This window comes from Vogesella alkaliphila, from assembly GCF_014652475.1.
Classification (GTDB): Bacteria; Pseudomonadota; Gammaproteobacteria; order Burkholderiales; family Chromobacteriaceae; genus Vogesella; species Vogesella alkaliphila.
In genome coordinates, this window is sequence record NZ_BMYW01000001.1 from 38,559 (window position 1) to 60,778 (window position 22,220).

The window sequence follows — 22,220 nt, forward strand, 5'->3', positions numbered from 1 at the left end:
GAACGGTACTGCGTGTCTCAGGCGGCGTTGCAGGGCAACAGCAGGCCTTGGGTGTGGACCATCGCCGCCTGCAGCGGCGCCAGACTGTGCTGGGTCTTGTACATCAGCGCCGCGCCCAGCCACAGGCTGTACAGCGCATAGGCGGTGTCATCGGCCGGCAGCTGCGGCTTGATCGAGCCGTCCTGCTGGCCGCTGCGGATGCAGGCTGCCAGCTTGCGCACGATGGCGTCCATGCCCTCGCTCAGCGCCACGCGCATCGGCTCCGACATGTCGGACACCTCGGCCGCCAGTTTCACCGCCAGGCAGCTTTGCGATTCGCAGCTGGCGTGGTTGTCCAGCCATTGCTGGAAGTAGGCCAGCAGCCGTTCGCGGCCATTGCCCTGCTGGCTATCGGTCAGCAGATCGCCAACCCGCTCGCGGTAAGCGGAGAAGTAGCGCGCCAGCAACGCCACCCCGAAGTCTTCCTTCGACTTGAAGTAGTGATAGAACGACCCCTTCGGCACCTTGGCCTCAGCCAGCAGCTCGGACAGGCCCAGCGCGGTAAAACTGCGGCCGTGGATCAGCACCTCGCCGACGGCAAGGATGTGTTCGCGGGTATCGGGGTATAGGCTTTGACGTGACATACCTTCAATTTATTAGACCGGTCGTCTTGTTGTCAAGCACTGTATTGGGGCAGGGTGGTTTTCCGTGCAAATGAAGCCAAAAACAAGACAGTGAAGTCGAAAACCAGTGCTGGGGAGGCGAATGCCAGTAGTCTTTATCGAGTCTTGGTGAACGATCTTGATCATTGAGCGTGCGTCTGAAGTTCGGCCGAAGCGGTCCTTCGCATGCCAGATAAAAGATGGCTGCCTCCAATCAGGCAGCAGCCGTAAAAGTATCTAGTAAACGAGGGGCGATGCACCCTGTTTTGGCCGGTATAGCTCGATGGGGGCTGATCAGGGGGGCGGGCCAATATGACTCATGCCAGCCACAAGGCCAGCTCTTGTATGGCCAGGTCAATAAAGGCCCGCAGTTTCGGCGCCATGAAGCGTTGGCGGGGGTAGACGATGTGGACAGGGTCTGCCTTGGCGTACCACTCCGGTAACACGCGCACCAGGCGGTCTTCCGCGCAGTCTTCCTTGCACAGGTAAAGCGGCAGCAGGGCAACTCCTTCTCCCGCCTGTGCCAGGGCGCGAATCACCCGGATATCGTTGACCTGCACCTGGCCGGTCATCGGCACTGTCACACTGCCGGTTTCGCCTTTCAGGGTCCAGCTGTCCCTGCCCAGCGGAGTGAACTGCAGGCAGCGGTGATGCCGCAGCGCCTGCGGCATATCGAGTAGCGGCGCGGTTTTCAGATAGTCGGGGCTGGCAAACGGTACCCACTGCGCAACGCCCGCATACTTGGCGATCAGGCTGGAGTCCCTGAGTGCTCCGGTACGAATGGCCACATCCACCCCTTCGGCGATCAGGTCGACGTAGCGATCCACCAGCAGCATGTCGATGCTGACTTTCGGGTAGTGGTGCCGCACTTGCTGGGCGATGCGGGACAGCAGTTGGTCGCCAAGGTCGGCAGGCGCGGTGACACGCAGTACACCCCTTGGCTCGCCAATCGATTCGGTCACCACCGATTCCGCATCCAGCATGTGCGCCAGGCCGGTAGACGCGTGTTCGTAGTACAGCTCGCCGGCCTCGGTCAGCTTGAGCTGCCGCGTCGTGCGTTGCAGCAGCGTCACCCCCAGCCGTTTTTCCAGGGTCGCCACCCGATTGCTCACCGTGGAGGTCGGCAGGCCTAGCAGGCGGGCGGCGGCACTGAAACTGCCAACCTGCACCACCTTGACGAATACCGCTGCTTGATTGAGATCCATTATGCAACCAGTTGGAAAATGTTTTCGTATTTAACCATCTAGTGCGCGATCAGTCAGCCTTCTACAGTAACTGCATCCACTCAAGGAGAGCAGTCATGAAACAGCTGGCATTCATCAAACGCGGCAGCGGCAGTCATTGGGTCGGGGATGGCTTCCCGGTCAGGGGCATCTTTTCCTATCGCGATATCGCCGAGGAAATGTCCCCGTTCCTGTTGATGGACTACGCCGGCCCGGCCACCTTTCCGCCCACCACCAGCAAGCTCGGTGTTGGCCAGCACCCGCACCGCGGCTTCGAAACGGTAACCATCGTCTACGAAGGCGGCGTATCGCACCGCGACTCGTCGGGTGGCGGCGGCACCATCGGCCCGGGCGATGTGCAATGGATGACCGCGGCATCCGGCCTGATCCACGAGGAATACCACAGCCCCGATTTCGCCAGCCAGGGCGGCGCCTTCGAGATGATCCAGCTGTGGGTCAACCTGCCGGCGAAGGACAAGTTGGCCGCACCCGGCTACCAGGGCATTACCGCCGGGCAGATCCCCACCGTGGCGTTGCCGCACGGAGCCGGCCAGGCACGCGTAATTGCCGGTAATTACGACGGCACTGCCGGCGCGGCGCACACCTTCACGCCGATGAATGTCTGGGATCTGCGGCTGAAGGCCGGCCATCAAGTGGCGTTCGAGCTGCCGGAAGGACACGCCACGGCCTTGTTCGTGCGGCACGGGGCCATCCGTCTCAGTGATCAGCACGAGGTTCACGGTGCCGAACTGGCGGTGATGGAGCGCGCCGGCAGCCGCCTGGTGTTTGACGTGCTCGAAGACAGCACGCTGCTGCTGCTCAACGGCGAGCCACTGGGTGAGCCCGTGGTGGGCTACGGCCCCTTCGTGATGAACAGCGAAGCGGAAATCCGCCAGGCAATCGATGACTTCAATAGTGGCCGCTTCGGGCGCATCGGCTAGCCCCATGCGACAACGGCAGGAGCATGCGCTCAGCCGCCCCCCGCCTGTCCGGCATCGGTTCGTCTGATGCTGGCAGTGCGTGGTGGAGATCAATACCAGAATTTTCCCGGTTTACCTGTTGCTGATCGCCCGCGACGGCCAGGCAACGCAAGCCGGGAAAAGCACCACCGTGTCGGATTTCCCGCAGTACGGTTCACCTGTGAAAAGGAGCATTCCCATGAGCAAGCCCTACGTCAAACTCGACAAGAACAACGCCGCCGTGCTGCTGGTCGATCACCAGGCCGGTCTGTCTTCCCTCGTTCGGGACATCGACCCGGACAAGTTCCGCAACAACGTGCTGGCGCTGGCGGATCTGGCTAGCTACTTCAAGCTGCCCACCATCCTGACCACCAGCTTCGAGAACGGTCCGAACGGCCCGCTGATGAGCGAGCTGAAGGACACCTTCCCGGACGCGCCCTACATCGCCCGGCCTGGTCAGATCAACGCCTGGGACAATGAAGACTTCGTGGCGGCGGTGAAGGCCACCGGCAAGAAACAGCTGATCATCGCCGGCATCGTCACCGAGGTCTGCGTCGCCTTCCCGGCATTGTCCGCACTGGCGGAAGGCTACGAGGTATTCGTGGTGACCGATGCCTCCGGCACCTTCAATGAAGTGACCCGTCACTCGGCTTGGGATCGCATGTCCAGCGCCGGCGCCCAGCTGATGACCTGGTTCGGCGTCGCCTGCGAACTGCACCGCGACTGGCGCAACGATATTGAGGGTCTGGGCACGCTGTTTGCCAACCACATCCCCGACTACCGCAACCTGATCAACAGCTACACCACCGTCCAAAACAGCAAGTAAACAACAATGGCCCCGGGTGACCGGGGCCTGCCGCCGTTGAGCATCACCACCGTACCCGAATTGAGAGCAATATGGACCACTCCGTCACCCTCCTGATCCAGCACCATGTGCGCACCGACGCGGTGCCCGAATACGAAGCCTGGCTGAAAGACATCGCTAAGGCGGGTCGGCAGTTTCCTGGTCACATGGGAGTCTCCATCATCCGTCCACATGGGGCGGGCACACCCTACACCATGCTATTACGCTTCGACAGCCATGAGCACCTGGCAGACTGGATCGACTCTGCCACGCGCAACAGTTTCATGGAGCGTGCGCATCCCTGGCTGGAATCGGTACAGGAGTCGGAGGTCGAGACCGGTCTGGAATTCTGGTTCACGCCCCCCAGTGTTGTGCCGCTGCGCGCCAAACCATTCAAGCAGTTTCTCATCACCCTGTCGGCCATCTACCCGCTGACACAGATTGTGCCCTGGCTGCTGTCACCGCTACTGAACTTGGCTCCCCTGCGGCAGTGGCCACCCGTGCAGGGATTGATCGTTGTGTTGGTCATTGTCTATCTGATGGTCTACGTCATCATGCCCCGCTACACGCGCCTAGTGGCACGTTGGCTGTTCCACTGAAAGGTGACTTGCTGGACTGCCACCATGACCTTCGCCGGTGTGAATCGCCCCTTGTTTGCCAGATACTTTCATGGCTGCCTTCATTATGAAAGCAACCACCTTTCAGGTGGCATGCGAAGGGCGGCTTTGCCGATGATCTGCCTCTGTTCCCTGTGGCTGGCAGTAAGTCGGCCGAAGCAGGCCTTCATGAGCTTGAGCTAGCGTGGCAGCTGACGGGCCAAAAGTGTCCTGCCACACCATCCCAAATTTAGCCTACCGTCACGGCACCACGTGTTCGTTTTTCGGGGCTTAAGGCATGCCGGCGCGATGGCGCCACTCCGGGCGTTCAATACCGCAATTCCTGGAAAATCAATTCGGCAAGAAAATCGCAAGGTGGTCTTGTGGAGTGTGCACTGCGCGCCAGGACCATTTCCAGTTCCGCCAGGCGAGGCAAGCCCTCGGCCACGCCCAGCTGAATCAAATGCGCAGGGACCCCGCAACGTGCCAGCGGAGCAATCGCCAGACCGGCATCGACCATGCTCACCAGACCTTGAATGCTGGGGCTTTCGTACGACATGCGATAGGGGATGCTGGCCCCCTGCAGCGCCTTGATGGCGTTGGCGCGGGCGACGCTGCCTTCAGCAAACACGGCGATGGGCAGAGGGCGCTCCTTCCATATTGGTCGGCTTGCTGCCGATCCAACCCATACCATGGGTTCCAGGCGGATGAACTCCCCTGCGCAGCCTTTGGTTCTGGTGATGCACGCTAGGTCGAGCGTGTTGTCTTTGATTTGCAGCGCCAACTCATGGCTGGGCCGGCCGACGACCTGAATCTCGACTCTGGGGTAAGTGACCGAGAACTTCCTCAATACCGGTGGCAGCAGGGAGGCGGCATAGTCGTCCGGCATGCCTATGCGTACGCGGCCCCTGATTTCCGGACGGACCATCTCGGCCCATGCCTCATCGCGCAACGCCAGCATCTGGCGGGCATAGCCCAGCAGGGTATGGCCATCTGGCGTTAGCACCAGATTGCGGGTGTTTCGAATGAACAATGGCTTCCCCAGTGCGGCTTCCAGCGCCTTGATCTGCATGCTGAGTGCAGATGGCGAGCGGTGTACCTGCTCGGCACCGGCAATGAAGCTGCCACTATCTGCCACGGCTACCAGCATGGCGAGTACGTCCAAATCCAGTTTTTTCATTTGATCAGCAAATCTGAATAATCAGTTAAGTTTAATTGGTTTTACTAAATCATGTCGGCGTCGAATACTCATTGCCATTGACCAAGTTCGATGCGCTACGGCTGGTCTTTCGACTGATGTGTGCAAGAACTTTTTACGGATATTCGCGAAAAACGGATGGGAGCGATCAAGATGCAAGAAGCTGCTTCGCTTTATGGATTTCTGACGGTTGGCACCATGATGGCGATCACACCGGGTCCCAATATGGTCTATGTGATTTCTCGCTCCATTGCGCAGGGACGGAGGGCTGGGCTGATTTCGCTCGGTGGCGTGCTCATTGGCTATCTGTTCTATATGTTTGGCGCAGCATTTGGTATCACCGCTTTCTTCCAAACGCTGCCCTATGCTGCCCGCGTCCTGGGTGCAGGGGGGGCGGCATATCTGGCTTACCTTGGCTGGCATGCCATCCGGCCGGGTGGTCAGTCGCCCTTGCAGATTCGCGGACAGTTGCCGCAGGAGCGTCCAAGCAAGCTGTTTGTAATGGGCGCCAGCACCAGCCTGCTCAATCCCAAACTGGCGATGATTTTCCTGACCCTACTGCCGCAATTCATCGACCACCAGCGTGGTCATGTCCTACAGCAATCCTTGTTGTTGGGTTCCTTGCTGATTGTGGTGTTTGCCTTGGTCAATGGCAGTGTGGCGTTATTTTCCGGCAGGATGGCGCAGTTTCTGTCTTGTCGCCCGGGTTGGCTACTCGTGCAGCGTTTGCTGATGGGGGGAACTCTGCTTGCCCTCAGCGGGGAAATGGCACTGCAGGCTTGGCGCTGAGTCCACACCGTGCAACACCATCACGACGCCGCACACGGTATCAAGGACAAGTATTGATTTGGCTGTACTTGCCAGAGGGCTGTGCCTCGAATGCATCGCGACCTCGGGCGTATTTGTGCTGGCCAGCTACTGATAATTAGCACGCAGACGACATGGTTCGCGGTCTAAGGGACGGAAAGCAGACCTTCGGCTTCGAAGTAAAGGCAATGGCAGATAGGTGGCTCTGAGCGGTCGCTCGGGGCAGATGGTGCAGGAGGTCGCTTTGGCCGATGATCTGCCTCTGCCCTCTTGTGAGTCGGCCAAAACCGACCTTCCTTCTCCAAAGTAAAGATGGCGGCTTTCGAGGTGAAAGCTGCCATGAACGCATCGGGCCGTGGGATAGACCCACCTTGCATCAGGTTGGGTGAGCATGACTTCCATGAGCTATCTTCGCCTCGGCTTTCTGGGCTGGATCAAGGCGATTGGGTAGCTACGTGCTAAGTTGAAAGGAACCACAAAGCCTGTTGTGAATCGCGCTACAGACGAAGGCACCAGTGGCTGGTGATACCGTTCATGGCAGGCACGACCTCTCGGAGGGTTCTGCCATGCCTACCAAATCCCTAATCTTTCACGATGAGGCACGCGCCAAGATGGTGGCCGGCGTCAACATGCTGGCTGACGCGGTCAAGATTACGCTAGGGCCGCGCGGGCGAAACGTGATCATCGACCAGGGCTCCGTGCCGCTGGTGGCCAACTCCGGGGTAGTGGTGGCGCGCAATATCACGTTGGCTGACCCGTTCGAGAACATGGGCGCACAGATGCTCAAGGAGGTCGCCAGCCGCACCAGCGACGTGGCCGGCGACGGCACCACAACCGCCACCACGCTGGCACAAGCCATCGTTAACGAGGGGATGAAATACGTGGTGGCCGACCTCAACCCAATGGACATCAAGCGTGGCATCGAGTTGGCCGTGGATACGGTGGTGGCCGAACTCAAGCGCTTGGCCAAGCCATGTCGCGGTAGCAAGGCTATCGCCCAGGTGAGCGCGATCTCGGCCAACTCGGACCTGGCCATCGGCCAGTTGATCGCCGAGGCGATGGACCACGTCGGCCCGGATGGCGCCATCACGGTGGAAGAGGGCTCGGGCTTGTCCAGCGAGCTCGAAGTGGTCGAGGGCATGCAGTTCGATCGTGGCTACTTGTCGCCGTATTTCGTCAACAACCCGGACAAGCAGAACGCGGTGCTGGAAGATGCCTTCGTGCTGCTCTACAGCAAGAAAATCTCCTCGATCCAGGACATCCTGCCCATGCTCGATGCCGTGCACAAGACCGGCAAGCCGCTGTTGATTGTGGCTGAGGACGTGGAGGGCGAAGCACTCGCCACACTGGTGGTCAACAGCATGCGCGGCACGCTCAAGACTTGTGCGGTTAAGGCTCCCGGCTTCGGGGCCCGGCGCGCCGCCATGATGGAGGACATCGCAGCCATCACCGGCGCCACATTGGTGTCGGAGGAAACGGGGTTGGTGCTTGACCATGTCACGCTCGAACAGCTCGGCGAGGCCAAGCGCATCGAGATAGACAAAGACAATACCACTATCGTCAATGGCGCCGGCCCACGCGAACGCATTGATGCGCGCATCGCCCAGCTGCGTGCCGAGCTGGAAACAAGCAAGCCGGGCTACGACAGGGACAGGCTCAAGGAACGGCTAGCCAAGCTGGCCGGCGGTGTGGCGGTGATCAAGGTGGGCGCAGCCACCGAAACCGAGATGAAGGAGCGTCGCTCACGTGTGGACGATGCGCTGCATGCGACACGTGCGGCGGTGGAAGAGGGCATCGTACCAGGGGGCGGTGTGGCGCTGTTGCGTGCGCGCCGCGTGTTGGAGCATTTGCGCAGCCCAAACCTAGAGCAAGATGCCGGTGTCAAGATTGTGTACCGCGCTCTGGAAGAGCCGCTGCGCCAGATCGTCGCCAACGCCGGCCTGGATGCGTCGGTAATCGTGCACAAGGTGGATGAAGGCGAGAGCGGTTTCGGCTATAACGTGGCCGAAGACCTCTACGGTGACATGCTCGAGATGGGGGTGATCGATCCGGCCAAGGTCACCCGCTCGGCTTTGCAGAACGCGGCGTCGATTGCCGGCCTGCTGCTGACCACCGACTGCATGATCGCCGAACTGCCGGTGCCGTTGGGCGTGGGAGAAATGGGTGAGTATTGAAGGGGGGCACCTTTATCCATGTGCGGACATGCTTGACCACTACAGCCCGCATCTGAGAGGGGGGCAGCTTACTGCACCGTGATGTGGGACATTCCACGAAAAATTGAGGCAGCACAAGTGGCCGCTCAGGCCCAATGGCGGGTTGTCCGTTACCGCGCAACCGCCATGATTCCTCCCCCGTGCGTGCAATCGCCACCCACCCATCCCCCACCTCAGGACGCGATCTGCAGCGTCTCGATCCGGTTGCGGCCGTTTTGCTTGGCGACATACAGTTGCCGGTCCACCGCCTGGATGAAGTCGGTGGTGGTCAGCCGGTCGCCGGGCAGCACGGTGCCGACGCCGATGCTGACGGTGACTCGCTCGTCGTGCGGCGATTGCGAGTGGGCGATCGCCAGTTTCTCGATCAGGCGCTGGCAGCGCTCGGCGACGCGCTGCGCCCCGCTGGCGTCGGTTTCCGGCAGCATGATGATGAATTCCTCGCCGCCGTAACGCGCGACCAGATCGCGCGGGCCGGCCAGCGCCAGGTTCAGCGTCTGCGCGATGCGGGTCAGGCACTGGTCGCCCGCGATGTGCCCGTACAGGTCGTTGAACTGCTTGAAAAAGTCGACATCGAGCAGGATCAGCGACAGCGGCAGGCGGCTGTTGCGCATGCTTTCCCATTCCATTTCCAGGCCGCTGTCGAAGCGGCGCCGGTTGGCGATGCCGGTCAGTCCGTCCTTGAACGACAGCGCTTCCAGCTCTTTTTGCAGCACCAGCAGTTTTTCTTCCGTCTTCTTGCGCTCGCTGATATCGAACATGAAGCCGATCAGCGATTCGACCTCGCCCTGTGCGTTGCGCACCACGTGGACGACATCGCGTATCCACACGTAGCCGTTCTCCCTGGTCAGCGCCCGGTAGTCGGCTTCGTGGTCGACCCCGGCCTGGGATTGCGCCACGCAGAAGTTCACCACCTTGTCGCGGTCCTCCGGATGGATGCGCTGCGCCCAGTCGTTTGCGGACGCCCAGCTTTCCTGGCTCCAGCCCAGCAAGGCCTCGATTTGCGGGCCGATGTAGGCGAATTGCATGGTGGCCCAGTCGATTTTCCACGGGATGGCCTTGGTCGACTCCAGAAGGGTTTTATAAACCGCGTTGTCGCTGCTGAGTTCGCTGACGTCGGACATGATTCACCTCTGCTTGAACGGTGTCGGGTCGGGGCGGCTGGGCGCATTGGTCGGGGCCGAACGCCGCGGCCTGCCCATGGCGCAGGCCACAGTATGCCATTGCCGCGCGGCAGCGTGTTCGATGGCGGCACTATGTTAATAGCTTGCTTGTTTAATAAAATCCTTATTTTTTCCGTTGCTTGATCTGGAGAATGATTCTTTATTTTTTCGTGCTTTTGTTTTTGTGGCGTGTTTTTTCTTCTTTGCCAATCTCCTGTTTTCAATATGGTCAGGGTATTTATTAAATACCTCGCGGGTATGGAATTGTTGGTAATTTGCTTTTGAACCCAGGTTCAACAGGCAGGAGGGGGCACACCCTCCATCCAGACCAACGGTTCGCCGGATTGCGGCGGACACACGACACATCTGCATCCGGCAGCGGATGACGCGAGAGAGAGCATGATAGACAAGACTGTTTCTTCCCTTGAGGAGGCCGTGGCCGGCATCTTCGACGGGGCCACGGTGATGATCGGCGGCTTCGGCATCGCCGGCCAGCCGGCCGAGCTGATCGACGCACTGATCGCCCACGGTGCCCGCGACCTCACCATCGTCAACAACAATGCCGGCAACGGCGAGATCGGCCTCGCTGCGCTGCTCAGGGCGCGGCGGGTGAAGAAGATCATCTGTTCCTTCCCGCGCCAGGCGGACTCCCAGGTGTTCGACGCGCTGTACCACGCCGGCGAAATCGAGCTGGAGCTGGTGCCGCAGGGCAATCTGGCGGCCCGCATCCAGGCGGCCGGCGCCGGCCTTGGCGCCATCTACACGCCGACCGGCTACGGCACCCTGCTGGCCGAGGGCAAGGAGACGCGCGAGATCGACGGCCGGCACTACGTGCTGGAGTACCCGATCCGCGCCGACTTCGCGCTGATCAAGGCCTTCCGCGGCGACCGCTGGGGCAATCTGGTGTACCGCAAGGCGGCGCGCAACTTCGGCCCGATCATGGCCACCGCTGCGACCGTGACCATCGCCCAGGTCGGCGAAGTGGTGCCGCTGGGCGCGCTGGACCCGGAGTCCATCGTCACCCCCGGCATTTTCGTACAACGCGTCGTGGCAGTGCCGGGCCTCGCCCAGGCGCGCGTCGCCTGAGGGAGCAAGCGCATGAACAGACTGAACCGTAACCAGATGGCCGCCCGCGTGGCGCAGGACATTCCGGAGGGGGCCTACGTCAACCTCGGCATCGGCCTGCCGACCAGGGTGGCCAACTATCTGCCCGCCGACCGCGAGATCTTCCTGCACAGCGAGAATGGCCTGCTCGGGATGGGGCCGGCCCCGGCGCCGGGCATGGAAGACCCGGAGCTGATGAATGCCGGCAAGGAGCCGGTGACGCTGCTGCAAGGCGGCGCCTTTTTCCATCACGGCGATTCCTTCGCCATGATGCGTGGCGGCCATCTCGACATTTGCGTGCTGGGCGCCTTCCAGGTGTCGGCCGGCGGCGATCTGGCCAACTGGCACACCGGTGCCGCGGATGCGATTCCGGCGGTGGGCGGGGCGATGGATCTGGCCATCGGCGCCAAGCAGGTGTTCGTGATGATGGAGCACCTGAGCAAGAGCGGCGAATGCAAGATCGTGCCGTTCTGCACTTACCCGGTGACCGGCATCGGCTGCGTCGACCGTATCTACACCGATCTGGCGGTGATCGACATCACCGCGCACGGCCTGCTGGTGCGCGAAATGGTCGACGGCCTCGACTTTGCCGAGCTGCAGCGCCTGACGCCGGTACCGCTAACGTTGGCCGCAACGGCCGCCACCACCGTGGCCGCGTAAGGGGATGACCATGGAACAGGCTTACATCTGTGATGCGATCCGCACCCCGTTCGGCCGCTACGGCGGCACCCTGTCCGGCATGCGTGCCGACGATCTGGGCGCCTTGCCGCTCAAGGCGCTGATGGCGCGCAACCCCAGTGTCGACTGGGGCGCCATCGACGACGTGATCTACGGCTGTGCCAACCAGGCCGGCGAAGACAACCGCAACGTGGCGCGCATGTCCTCCTTGCTGGCCGGCCTGCCGCAGGACGTGCCGGGCACCACCGTCAACCGCCTGTGCGGCTCCAGCCTGGACGCCATCGGTATTGCCGCGCGCGCGATCAAGAGCGGCGAGACCGGGCTCTTGATCGCCGGCGGCGTCGAGAGCATGAGCCGCGCGCCGTTCGTGATGGGCAAGGCCGATACCGCCTTCTCGCGCAATATGAAGATCGAGGACACCACCATCGGCTGGCGCCTGGTCAACCCGCTGATGAAGGCGCAGTACGGTGTCGATTCGATGCCGGAAACCGCCGAAAACGTGGCTACCGATTTCAACATCAGCCGTGCCGACCAGGATGCCTTCGCACTGCGCAGCCAGCAGCGTTATGCCGCCGCTCACGAGTGCGGCCGTTTTACCGACGAGCTGATCACGGTCAGCATCGCGCAGAAAAAAGGCGAACCGCTGCTGTTTGCCAAGGACGAGCACCCGCGAGCCACCACGCCGGACGCGCTAGCCAAGCTCAAGGGCGTGGTGCGGGCCGACGGCTCCGTGACCGCCGGCAATGCTTCCGGCGTCAACGACGGCGCCTGTGCGCTGTTGCTGGCCAATGCCGCGACGGCGGCGCGCTACGGGCTGACGCCGCGCGCGCGCATCGTGGCGATGGCCACCGCCGGCGTGGCGCCGCGCATCATGGGCTTCGGCCCGGCACCTGCGGTGCGCAAGGTGCTGGCCGTGGCCGGGCTGACGCTGGACCAGATCGACCTGATCGAGCTGAACGAGGCCTTCGCCGCGCAGGCGCTGGCGGTCACGCGCGATCTCGGCCTTGCCGACGACGACGCCCGCGTCAACCCCAACGGTGGCGCCATCGCCATCGGCCATCCGCTGGGCGCCTCCGGCGCGCGGCTGGTGACCACCGCCGCCTACCAGCTGGCGCGCAGCGGCGGCCGTTACGCGCTGTGCACCATGTGCATCGGCGTGGGGCAGGGCATCGCGCTGATCATCGAACGCGTTTAATCCACCGGCCCCGCCGGCCGTTGCGGCCAACCTTGTGACATGAGGGTTGGCCGCAACCCGGCAGGGCCGCCACCCGGAGCATCATCTTGCCTTATCTCGATCTTGACGGCCGGCGCCTGCACTACCGCCTCGACGGCACGGCCGGCACACCGGTGCTGCTGTTGTCCAACTCGCTGGGCACCACCCTGGACATGTGGCAGCCGCAGCTGGCGGCGCTGGGCCAGCGCTATCGCCTGCTGCGCTACGACACCCGCGGCCACGGCGGCTCCACCCTGGGCGACGGCGCCTGCAGCCTCGCGCAGCTGGGCGGCGACGTGCTGGCGCTGCTGGACGCGCTGGACATCGAGCGCGTGCACTTCTGCGGCATCTCGATGGGCGGCCTGACCGGGCAGTGGCTGGGCGTGCACGCGCCGCAGCGCCTGCACAAGCTGGTGTTGTGCAATACCGCGGCGCGCATCGGCAGTGCCGAAGGCTGGCACAGCCGCGCGGCGCTGGTGCGGCAGAGCGGCATGGCCGAGGTCGCCGCCGGCGCCGCCGCGCGCTGGTTCACCGCCGACTACCTCGCCGCCGAGGCGACGGCGGTGGCCGGCCTGATCCGGCAGCTGGCGGAGTGCGACGCGGCGGGTTACGCCGCCTGTTGCGACGCGCTGGCGACGGCCGACCTGCGCGACGCCATCGCCGGCATCACGCTGCCAACGCTGGTGATCGCCGGCCGGCAGGACCCGGTCACGACGCCGGTCGACGCCGACTTCATCGCCGGCCGGATCGCAGGCGCACAGCGCGTCGACCTGCTGGCCTCGCACCTGTCCTCCATCGAGGCCGCCGCGGCGTTCAACAACGTGCTGCTGCGCTTCCTGAACGCCTGACCCCGAGCCGGCCGCCGGCCGGTCCCGCCGCCCGTTAACCGTTTCGCGCTTATTCGCCATGTTTATTTATTCAAATAAAAGTGGCGAATAAGCACGTCTGTTATTTTCATTTTGTTTTATTGGCAGCCGCGCTCGCGTGAATACTGCGCGGGTATTATCGGATACTAAATCAGTATTAGACGCCGTTTTTATTTGACCGCAGCATGATTTCCATATCGGGCACCGCTTGGTGTGCCGGTTATTCAGGTGGCGGAGAAATCCGGCAAGAGATTTCCCGTTCTCACCAGTTTGTTGTCATTACACGCGGAGAGCGTCATGAGTCAGGAACACGTCAAGAAAACGGTCAATGTGCAGACCTTGATCAACGAGCAGGGATTGTCCGGCTACCAGAAGCTGGTGTTGTTTTTCTGTTTTTCCATCCTCGCGCTGGACGGGCTGGATACCGCCGCCGTTGGCTATATCGCGCCGCTGCTGGTGGCCGAGTGGGGCATCGAGCGCTCCGCGCTGGCGCCGGCGCTGAGCGCCGCGCTGTTCGGGCTGGCGTTTGGCGCGCTGGCCGCCGGCCCCTGTGCCGACCGCTTTGGCCGCAAGGTGACGCTGATCGTGGCGACCGTGTTTTTCGCGCTGTTCAGCCTCTTGACCGCGCTGGCCCATGACATTACCAGCCTGGCGCTGATCCGCTTCCTGACCGGGCTGGGTCTGGGCGCGGCGATGCCCAATGCGGTGACGCTGATGGCGGAGCTGGCGCCGGCGCGCTGCCGCTCCTTCGTGATCAATACCGTCTATGTCGGCTTTCCGTTGGGGGCGGCGGCGGGCGGTTTTGTCTCGGCGTGGCTGATCCCGCACTACGGCTGGCAGGGCATCTTCATCCTCGGCGGCGTACTGCCACTGATGTTGCTGCCGTTCCTGATCCGCTCGCTGCCGGAGTCGGTGTCCTACATGACCGCGCGCGGCTATCCGCTGCCCCGCATCCGGGCGGTGCTGGAGCGCATCTGCCGCTGCGACCTGGGCCACGTAGAGCAGTTCGTGCTCGCGGAAGCGCCGGCCAAGGCCAGCGACTCCTCGCTGCGCCTGATCCTGTCGCGCTCCTATGTGCTGAGCACGCTGATGCTGTGGGTTACCTATTTCATGGGCCTGCTGATCTTCTACCTGCTGACCAGCTGGATGCCGCTGATGATGAAGGATGCCGGCTTCTCGATCGAAAAGGCGGCGCTGCTGACCGCGATCTTCCCGCTGGGCGGCGGCATCGGCACCCTGGTCAGCGGGGTACTGATGGACAAGTTCAACCCAGGGCGGGTGCTGAGTGTTGTCTACGTGCTGGCCGCGTTGTTACTGATTGCGGTCGGGCAGAGCATGGACAACGTGGCCGTGTTTGCGGTGCTGATCTTCCTGGCCGGGGTGATGGTGACCGGCGCCCAGGCCTCGCTGCCGGCACTGGCGGCGCCGATTTACCCGACCGCCGCGCGCGCCACCGGCATGGCGTGGATGCTGGGCATCGGCCGCTTTGGCGGTATCAGTGGTGCGCTGCTGGGTGGCGTACTGTTGTCGATGAAGCTGCCGTTCAGCCAGATCGTGGTGCTGCTGGCGATCCCGGCGGCGCTGGCGATGCTGGCGCTGTGGCTGCTGTCGGCCAGGACCGGGCGCCCGGCGGCGGATGCCGCCGCCAGCGGTGAACTGGTGCGTTCCGCCAGCTAAGAAATAGCCGGGCGGCGCGAACCGTCGCCGGCGGAAGGTTTGCCCCGCGCTCGCGGCCAACGTTGGTCGCGGGCGCGCGGTTTTCCCGGCTGGCGTTCGCCGGCCGCGGCTTCGCAATCGACAGGCAAGGGAGGAATCACGATGGAAAGACTGGGCGCGACTTATTTGCGCGTATGGCCGGCGCTGCAGTTGCTGCTGTGCGTGGTGGCGCAGTTCTGGGTCGGGGATGGTGTCGCGCGCGGCGCGCTGTTGCTGGCCGGGGTGCTGGCGCTGGCGCAATGGCTGCACGGGGGCTGGCAACAGCGCGCTGAACGGCGGCGGCAGGCGGCGGTGGCGGCAGTAGCGCCGGTGGCGATGGCCTTGCCGGCGTTGCGCTTCCGGACGGAGATACAGCCGGCTGCCAGCGAGCAGGATCGTCCCGCGCCGCCGTCGCCGGCCGTGCTGCCGGACGAGGCGGCCGGCAAGCTGGCCGACGATGCGGCGCAGCTGACTGCGCTGCTGGCGCAGTCGTGGCACGACATGGAGCGGGCGAGCAGTATCGCCAGGTCGTCCGGCAGCCTGTCGCCGGCGCAGGCCGCGGCCACGCCGGCCGGCGCCGTGGCTCAGTAGCGGATGTAGTCGATTTTCTCTTCTTCGTAGATGCGGATGATCATCTCGATCAGCAGCTTGATCTCGCGTGACTCATCCAGCAGCCGGGTGCTGAGGATGATGGGGGAGACCATGTTGTGGTCCTGCAGCGGCAGGTAGCACACGTCCTCGCGCTTCAGCCCCTGCACGCTGGCGGGCACGATGGCGACGCCTTCGCCGGCGGCCACCAGGCCGATGGCGACCTGCAGCTCGCGCGCCTCGTACACTTTTTTCGGCTCCAGGCCGCGGTCGTGGAACGAGGCCAGTATCTGGTCGGCGAAGCTGGGCCTAGGCGCCTTCGGAAACACGATCAGCGTGTCGTCGACGAGATCCAGCAGGCTGATCACCGGCCGCTCGGTCAGCGCATGGCCCGACGGTAGCGCCGCGACCAGGCGCTCCTCGCGCAGCACGATGCGGCGCACATTGGGGTCCTCGTGGCGGATGCGGCCGAAGCCGACGTCGATCTTGCCTTCCTTCAGCGCGCTGATCTGTTCCATCGAGGTCATCTCGTGCAGCGTCAGCTCGGTGGTGTTCTGTTCGCTGCGAAAGCGGCGGATCACCTTGGGCAGCATGCCGTACAGGGTGGAGCCGACAAAACCGATCGACAGCTTGCGCTCGATGGTGCCGATGCGGCGCGTCATCGCCTCCAGCTCGCGGGTCTGCGACAGCAGCTGGCGGGCGTGGGCATAGAAGAACTGGCCAGCCTCGGTCAGCGTCAGCGGTCGCGAACCGCGCACCAGCAAGGGCACCCCCAGTTCCTCTTCCAGCTGCTGTATCTGCCGGCTCAGCGGCGGCTGCGCGATATGCAGGCGTTCGGCGGCGCGGGTGATGTTTCCCTCCTCCGCGACCACCACAAAATAGCGCAAATGGCGCAGATCCATGTTCATACCTCCAAGGTATAAAAAACATACTAAATCGGTGTTGGTCGCGGCAATTTTAGCCGTGTATTGTTGATTTTGAGATTTCCAACACGAATTTTATACCGAAAAAACATGATCCGCTCAATTGAAACCATACTCGCAGACGTGCCCACCATCCGCCCTCACAAGCTGTCGGTGGCCACGATGAGCACCCAAACGCTGGTCCTGGTCCGCGTCCTTTGCGATGACGGGATCGAGGGTTGGGGCGAGGCGACCACCATCGGTGGCCTGAGCTACGGCGAGGAAAGCCCGGAGAGCATCAAGGCCAATATCGACACCCATATCGCGCCGCAGATCGTCGGCATGGACGCGGCCAAGGTGGCGCTGGTGATGGCCCGCATCCGCAAGGCGATTCAGGGCAACCGCTTCGCCAAGTGCGCGATCGAGACCGCGCTCTTGGATGCGCAGGCGCGGCGGCTGGGCATGCCGCTGAGCGAGTTGCTCGGCGGCCGGGTGCGCGATGCCTTGCCGGTGGCGTGGACGCTGGCCAGCGGCGATACCGCCCGCGACATTGCCGAGGCCGAGCAGATGCTGGCCCTGCGCCGGCACCGCATCTTCAAGCTGAAGATCGGTCTGCGTAGCGTGCAGGAAGACGTGGCCCATGTGCTGGCGATCAAGAGGGCGCTGGGTGACGAGGTCAGCGTGCGCGTCGATGTCAACCAGGCGTGGAGCGAGCTGGACGCGATGGCCGGCATCGCGGCACTGGAGGATGGTGGCATCGACCTGATCGAGCAGCCGGTGCGCGCCGAACAACGTGCGTCGCTGGCCCGCCTGGCCCGCCGCTTCAGCGTGCCGCTGATGGCCGACGAGGCCCTGCACGGCCCGCAGAGTGCCTTCGAGCTGGCCGCCACCGCCGGTGCCGATGTGTTCGCGATCAAGATCGCCCAGTCCGGCGGCCTGCTGCCGGCGCGGCTGGTCGGCGAGCTGGCGCAGCTGGCGGGCATCGGCCTGTACGGCGGCACCATGCTGGAAGGCGCCGTCGGCACCGCCGCCTCGGCGCACCTGTTCTCCACCTTTGCCACGCTCTCGCACGGCACCGAGCTGTTCGGGCCGCTGCTGCTGACCGAGGAAATCCTGTGCGAGCCGCTTGAGTACAAGGATTTCATGCTGCAGGTGCCGACCGGGCCGGGGCTGGGGATCCGCATCGATCGCGACAAGCTCGCCCGCCTGCGCCGCCAGTAAGCCCATTCCTGCCCTTATCCCGCTTCGAAGAGGAGCAAACCATGCTGTTTCACGTACGAATGGACGTCAAATTGCCTCACGACATGGCCGACAGCGTTGCGGCCAACCTGAAGCAAGTCGAGAAGGACAAGGCACAGGCGCTGCAACGCAGCGGCACCTGGCGCCACCTGTGGCGCATCGCCGGCCAGTACGCCAACGTCAGCATTTTTGACGTGGCGGATGTGGAGGAACTGCATCAGCTGTTATCCACGCTGCCACTGTTTCCGTACATGACCATCCAGGTCATGCCCCTGTGTCGTCATCCGTCTTCGATACACGACGACGACCGCTGAACAAGGCCCGCAGAAGGCCCGAGCCGTAAAACCCGCGCTACCCGCAACCCCGAGTAAACACAACAGAACTACAGAGGAGTACAAAAATGAATCACGCAGAAATCGACGCCCTGGTAAAGAGCTTCATCGTGGATACCGCGACCGGCGATGTGAACCCGCGCGTACAGGAAGTGGTGGTGCGCCTGACCAGCGACCTGTTCAAGGCGATCGAGGACCTGGACCTCAGCCCGAGCGAGATCTGGAAAGGCCTGGAGTACTTTGCCGAAGCCGGCGCCACCCACGAGCTGGGCCTGCTGGCCCCGGGCATCGGCCTGGAGCGCTTCATCGACATCCGCCAGGACGAGGCCGAGGCCCGCGCCGGCCTGACCGGCGGTACGCCACGCACCATCGAGGGCCCGCTGTACGTGGCCGGCGCGCCGAAGAGCACCGGTTTTGCCCGCCTGGACGACGGCACCGAGGCCGAGCAGGGCGAAGTGCTGTTCATGCAGGGGACCGTCTACGGTGCCGACGGCAAGTCGCTGCCGGGGGCGCAGGTCGAGGTCTGGCACGCCAACCTGATGGGCAACTACTCGTTCTTCGACAAGAGCCAGTCCCACTTCAACCTGCGCCGCACCATCGTCACCGACGAGCAGGGCCGCTACCAGTTCCGCAGCATCGTGCCGATGGGCTACGGCTGTCCGCCGGAAGGCACCACCCAGCGCCTGCTGACACAGCTCGGCCGCCACGGCCGCCGCCCGGCGCACATCCACTTCTTCGTGTCGGCGCCGGCACACCGCAAGCTGACCACCCAGATCAACATCGAGGGCGACGAGTACTGCTGGGACGACTTCGCCTTTGCCAGCCGCGAAGGCCTGGTGCCATCGGTGACCCGCATCAGCGACCCGGCCGAGCTGGACAAGAAGCAGCTGGACAAGCCGTTCGCCTCCATCGATTTCGATTTCCACCTCAACGGCGAAACGGCCACCGTGCCGAGCAGCGTCGTCGAGCGCCAGCGCGCCAGCGCCTGAGCGGCAGCGGACATCAAGCCACAGGGACGGATCACGCCAGGGCGTGATCCGTCTGACCAGACCGAGGAGTACGGAAATGATCCCCATCCATCCCGATGCCACGCCGAAGCTGCGGCAGCTGGACGACTACCTGATCGAGAACCCGCAGACCGGCGACTACCGCCTGCACCGCAGCGTGTTCACCGACGAAGCGCTGTTCGAACTCGAGATGAAGCACATCTTCGAGGGTAACTGGATCTATCTCGCGCACGAGAGCCAGATCCCGAACAACAACGACTACTACACCACCAATATGGGGCGCCAGCCGATCTTCATCGCGCGCAACCGCCAGGGTGAGCTGAACGCCTTCGTCAATGCCTGCACCCACCGCGGCGCGACGCTGTGCCGCCACAAGCGCGGCAACAAGGCGACCTATACCTGCCCGTTCCACGGCTGGACCTTCAACAACAGCGGCAAGCTGCTGAAGGTGAAGGACCCGGAAGACGCCGGCTATCCGGACTGCTTCAACAAGGAAGGCTCGCACGACCTGAAGAAGGTGGCGCGCTTCGAGAACTACCGTGGCTTCCTGTTCGGCAGCCTCAATGCGGACGTCAAGCCGCTGCAGGACTACCTCGGCGAGGCCACCAAGATCATCGACATGATCGTCGAGCAGTCGCCGGACGGGCTGGAAGTGCTGCGCGGCTCGTCGACCTACACCTTCGACGGCAACTGGAAGCTGACCGCCGAAAACGGCGCCGACGGCTACCACGTCTCGGCCGTGCACTGGAACTACGCCGCCACCACCAGCCAGCGCAAGGAACAGAATGCGCGCGAGGACAACACCCGCGCGATGGACGCCGGCAAGTGGGGCAAGCAGGGCGGCGGCTTCTACGCCTTCGAGCACGGCCACATGCTGCTGTGGACGCAGTGGGCGAACCCGGAAGACCGCCCGAACTTCGCGCGCCGCGACGAGTACGCCGAGAAGCTCGGCCCGGAGATGGCCGACTGGATGGTGCGCAATTCGCGCAACCTGTGCCTGTACCCGAACGTGTACCTGATGGACCAGTTTGGCTCGCAGATCCGCGTGGTACGGCCGCTGTCGGTGGGCAAGTCCGAAGTCACCATCTACTGCATCGCGCCCAAGGGCGAGCCGGCCGACGCGCGCGCCCGCCGCATCCGCCAGTACGAGGACTTCTTCAACGCCAGCGGCATGGCCACGCCGGACGATCTGGAAGAGTTCCGCGCCTGCCAGCAAGGCTACGCCGGCCGTGCGGTGGAATGGAACGACATGTGCCGCGGCGCCACGCACTGGGTGGAAGGGGCCGACGACGCCGCCCGCAAGATCGGCCTGAAGCCGGTGCTCAGCGGGGTGAAGACCGAGGACGAGGGCCTGTACACGGTGCAGCACCGCTACTGGCTGGACGTGATGAAGAAAGCCGTGGCCGCGGAAGGGGGACAGGCATGAGTACCGTGAACATGGAGCAGATCCGCGCCTTTCTCTATCGCGAAAGCCGCCTGCTGGACGACGAACAGTGGGACGACTGGCTGGCGTGCTACCACCCTGACGCCGAGTTCTGGATGCCGTCGTGGGACGACGACGACACCCTGGTGTCCGACCCGCAGCGCGAGATCTCGCTGATCTACTACCCGAATCGGCAGGGGCTGGAAGACCGCGTGTTCCGCATCAAGACCGAGCGTTCCAGCGCCACCATGCCGGACACCCGCACCAGCCACAACATCAGCAATGTCGAGCTGGTGGCGCAGGACGGCGCGCAGGTCACCGTGCGCTTCAACTGGCACACGCTGAGCCACCGCTACAAGACCGATTACAGCCACTTCGGCATGGCGCGCTACGTGATCGATTTTGCCGGGGACAGTCCGAAAATCCGCAACAAGTATGTGGTGCTGAAAAACGATTACATCCACCAGGTAATCGACATCTACCACATCTGATCCGCCAGGCAGGAATACACCATGAGTTATCAGATTGCACTTCAGTTCGAGGATGGCGTCACCCGTTTCATCGGCTGCAACGACAACGAGACGCTATCCGATGCCGCCTACCGCCAGAAGATCAACATCCCGCTGGATTGTCGTGACGGCGCCTGCGGCACCTGTCGCGGCCTGTGCGAGTCGGGCAGCTACGAGTTGCCGCCGTCCAGCTACATCGACGACGCGCTGACACCGGAAGAGGCCGGCCAGGGCTATATCCTCGCCTGCCAGACGCGGCCGAAGTCGGATTGCGTGATCCGCATCCCGGCCTCGTCGCAGGCCTGCAAGACCGGCGTGACCACCTTTGACGGCACGCTGGCGGCGGTGGAAACCCTGTCCGACTCCACCATCGGCTTTGCCATCGAACTGGACGCTGCGGCCAACCTTGGTTTCCTGCCCGGGCAGTACGTGAAGGTCAACATCCCCGGCAGCGAGCTGTCGCGCGCCTATTCCTTCAGCTCGCCGCCGGGCGCCGCACAATCGGCCTTCGTGGTGCGCAATGTGCCGGGCGGCCGCATGAGCCAGTTCCTGTGCCACGACGCGCGCCCCGGCCAGCGCATCAGTTTCAGCGGCCCGTACGGCAGCTTCTACCTGCGCGAGGTGGTGCGTCCGGTGCTGTTCCTCGCCGGCGGCACCGGCATCGCGCCCTTCCTGTCGATGCTGGCGGTGCTGGCCGAAACCGGCAGCCCGCAACCGCTGCGCATGGTGTTCGGCGTGACCAACGATGTCGATCTGGTGGCGCTGGATCAGCTGGAGGCCGCCCATGTCCGCCTGCCGCAGTTCGAGTACCGCAGCTGCGTGGCGGCCGCCGACAGCGAGCATCCGCGCAAGGGCTACGTCACCGGTCACATCGACCCGGCGTGGCTCAATGGCGGCGACATCGACATCTACCTGTGCGGCCCGGTGGCGATGGTCGATGCGGTACGCCAGTGGCTGGCCGACTCGGGCATTAGCCCGGCCAACTTCTACTACGAGAAATTCTCGGCCAGCAGCGAGGCGTGA

23 protein-coding genes are annotated in these 22,220 nt (G+C 63.5%); 17 read left to right on the forward strand and 6 right to left on the reverse strand.

Features of this window, described 5'->3' with window-relative positions; all coding sequences use genetic code 11:
* Positions 1 to 17 precede the first annotated feature (17 nt).
* Both IE100_RS00195 and IE100_RS00200 read right to left on the reverse strand, forming a co-directional pair.
* Entirely contained in the window at positions 18 to 623 is a 606-nt protein-coding gene (locus IE100_RS00195; RefSeq protein ID WP_189372052.1) for a TetR/AcrR family transcriptional regulator, read from the reverse strand.
* Between the two features lie 335 nt (positions 624 to 958).
* On the reverse strand, positions 959 to 1,846 hold the full coding sequence (locus IE100_RS00200; RefSeq protein WP_189372053.1) for a LysR family transcriptional regulator: 888 nt from the start codon (positions 1,844 to 1,846) through the stop codon (positions 959 to 961).
* Positions 1,847 to 1,941: 95 nt separating this feature from the next.
* Between IE100_RS00200 and IE100_RS00205 the strand changes: the two genes are divergently transcribed.
* The 3 genes from IE100_RS00205 (at position 1,942) to IE100_RS00215 (ending at position 4,266) form a co-directional block, all read left to right on the forward strand.
* Complete coding sequence (locus IE100_RS00205) at positions 1,942 to 2,805, forward strand: pirin family protein (protein WP_189372054.1); 864 nt, start codon at positions 1,942 to 1,944, stop codon at positions 2,803 to 2,805.
* Between the two features lie 217 nt (positions 2,806 to 3,022).
* Positions 3,023 to 3,649: an isochorismate family cysteine hydrolase YcaC gene (gene ycaC, locus IE100_RS00210; RefSeq protein WP_189372055.1), complete on the forward strand. Its 627-nt coding sequence runs from the start codon at positions 3,023 to 3,025 to the stop codon at positions 3,647 to 3,649.
* 71 nt (positions 3,650 to 3,720) lie between these two features.
* Positions 3,721 to 4,266, forward strand: coding sequence for an antibiotic biosynthesis monooxygenase (locus IE100_RS00215; protein WP_189372056.1), 546 nt, complete (start codon positions 3,721 to 3,723; stop codon positions 4,264 to 4,266).
* 325 nt (positions 4,267 to 4,591) lie between these two features.
* On the opposite strand, the gene IE100_RS00220 is transcribed toward IE100_RS00215, so the two are convergent.
* Positions 4,592 to 5,443: a LysR substrate-binding domain-containing protein gene (locus IE100_RS00220; protein ID WP_189372057.1), complete on the reverse strand. Its 852-nt coding sequence runs from the start codon at positions 5,441 to 5,443 to the stop codon at positions 4,592 to 4,594.
* Between the two features lie 120 nt (positions 5,444 to 5,563).
* On the opposite strand from IE100_RS00220, the gene IE100_RS00225 reads away from it, so the two are divergent.
* Together IE100_RS00225 and groL are read left to right on the forward strand one after the other, a co-directional pair.
* The gene (locus IE100_RS00225; RefSeq protein ID WP_229800154.1) at positions 5,564 to 6,250 is read left to right on the forward strand and encodes a LysE family translocator; all 687 of its coding nucleotides are present in this window, start codon (positions 5,564 to 5,566) and stop codon (positions 6,248 to 6,250) included.
* A 584-nt stretch (positions 6,251 to 6,834) separates the two neighbouring features.
* On the forward strand, positions 6,835 to 8,442 hold the full coding sequence (gene groL, locus IE100_RS00230) for a chaperonin GroEL (RefSeq protein ID WP_189372058.1): 1,608 nt from the start codon (positions 6,835 to 6,837) through the stop codon (positions 8,440 to 8,442).
* Between the two features lie 212 nt (positions 8,443 to 8,654).
* Here groL and IE100_RS00235 read toward each other — a convergent pair whose 3' ends face one another.
* Both IE100_RS00235 and IE100_RS00240 read right to left on the reverse strand, forming a co-directional pair.
* Positions 8,655 to 9,602: a GGDEF domain-containing protein gene (locus IE100_RS00235; protein ID WP_189372059.1), complete on the reverse strand. Its 948-nt coding sequence runs from the start codon at positions 9,600 to 9,602 to the stop codon at positions 8,655 to 8,657.
* Between the two features lie 135 nt (positions 9,603 to 9,737).
* Entirely contained in the window at positions 9,738 to 9,998 is a 261-nt protein-coding gene (locus IE100_RS00240; protein WP_189372060.1) for a hypothetical protein, read from the reverse strand.
* A gap of 42 nt (positions 9,999 to 10,040) precedes the next feature.
* On the opposite strand from IE100_RS00240, the gene IE100_RS00245 reads away from it, so the two are divergent.
* From IE100_RS00245 to IE100_RS00270, 6 genes are all read left to right on the forward strand, one after another.
* Positions 10,041 to 10,727: a 3-oxoacid CoA-transferase subunit A gene (locus IE100_RS00245; protein WP_189372061.1), complete on the forward strand. Its 687-nt coding sequence runs from the start codon at positions 10,041 to 10,043 to the stop codon at positions 10,725 to 10,727.
* A 12-nt stretch (positions 10,728 to 10,739) separates the two neighbouring features.
* Complete coding sequence (locus IE100_RS00250) at positions 10,740 to 11,405, forward strand: 3-oxoacid CoA-transferase subunit B (RefSeq protein ID WP_189372062.1); 666 nt, start codon at positions 10,740 to 10,742, stop codon at positions 11,403 to 11,405.
* A 10-nt stretch (positions 11,406 to 11,415) separates the two neighbouring features.
* A complete protein-coding gene (gene pcaF, locus IE100_RS00255; RefSeq protein WP_189372063.1) occupies positions 11,416 to 12,618 on the forward strand; it encodes a 3-oxoadipyl-CoA thiolase in 1,203 nt (400 codons plus the stop codon).
* A gap of 86 nt (positions 12,619 to 12,704) precedes the next feature.
* Entirely contained in the window at positions 12,705 to 13,484 is a 780-nt protein-coding gene (gene pcaD, locus IE100_RS00260) for a 3-oxoadipate enol-lactonase (protein WP_189372064.1), read from the forward strand.
* A gap of 315 nt (positions 13,485 to 13,799) precedes the next feature.
* Entirely contained in the window at positions 13,800 to 15,179 is a 1,380-nt protein-coding gene (locus IE100_RS00265) for an MFS transporter (RefSeq protein WP_189372065.1), read from the forward strand.
* A gap of 141 nt (positions 15,180 to 15,320) precedes the next feature.
* The gene (locus IE100_RS00270; RefSeq protein ID WP_189372066.1) at positions 15,321 to 15,788 is read left to right on the forward strand and encodes a hypothetical protein; all 468 of its coding nucleotides are present in this window, start codon (positions 15,321 to 15,323) and stop codon (positions 15,786 to 15,788) included.
* Here the strand turns inward: IE100_RS00270 and IE100_RS00275 are convergent.
* Positions 15,782 to 16,687 (reverse strand): LysR family transcriptional regulator, encoded by a 906-nt coding sequence (locus tag IE100_RS00275; protein ID WP_189372067.1) that lies wholly within the window; start codon positions 16,685 to 16,687, stop codon positions 15,782 to 15,784. The genes IE100_RS00270 and IE100_RS00275 overlap by 7 nt on opposite strands.
* Before the next feature lie 111 nt (positions 16,688 to 16,798).
* Between IE100_RS00275 and IE100_RS00280 the strand changes: the two genes are divergently transcribed.
* From IE100_RS00280 to benC, 6 genes are all read left to right on the forward strand, one after another.
* On the forward strand, positions 16,799 to 17,908 hold the full coding sequence (locus IE100_RS00280; RefSeq protein WP_189372068.1) for a muconate/chloromuconate family cycloisomerase: 1,110 nt from the start codon (positions 16,799 to 16,801) through the stop codon (positions 17,906 to 17,908).
* 41 nt (positions 17,909 to 17,949) lie between these two features.
* Positions 17,950 to 18,240, forward strand: coding sequence for a muconolactone Delta-isomerase (gene catC, locus IE100_RS00285; RefSeq protein ID WP_189372069.1), 291 nt, complete (start codon positions 17,950 to 17,952; stop codon positions 18,238 to 18,240).
* 86 nt (positions 18,241 to 18,326) lie between these two features.
* Positions 18,327 to 19,247, forward strand: a complete 921-nt coding sequence (gene catA / locus IE100_RS00290; protein ID WP_189372070.1) for a catechol 1,2-dioxygenase — start codon at positions 18,327 to 18,329, stop codon at positions 19,245 to 19,247.
* Between the two features lie 76 nt (positions 19,248 to 19,323).
* On the forward strand, positions 19,324 to 20,691 hold the full coding sequence (gene benA, locus IE100_RS00295) for a benzoate 1,2-dioxygenase large subunit (protein WP_189372071.1): 1,368 nt from the start codon (positions 19,324 to 19,326) through the stop codon (positions 20,689 to 20,691).
* The gene (benB, locus tag IE100_RS00300; protein WP_189372072.1) at positions 20,688 to 21,179 is read left to right on the forward strand and encodes a benzoate 1,2-dioxygenase small subunit; all 492 of its coding nucleotides are present in this window, start codon (positions 20,688 to 20,690) and stop codon (positions 21,177 to 21,179) included. The genes benA and benB overlap by 4 nt, the downstream gene beginning before the upstream one ends.
* Before the next feature lie 21 nt (positions 21,180 to 21,200).
* Positions 21,201 to 22,220, forward strand: a complete 1,020-nt coding sequence (gene benC, locus IE100_RS00305) for a benzoate 1,2-dioxygenase electron transfer component BenC (RefSeq protein ID WP_189372073.1) — start codon at positions 21,201 to 21,203, stop codon at positions 22,218 to 22,220.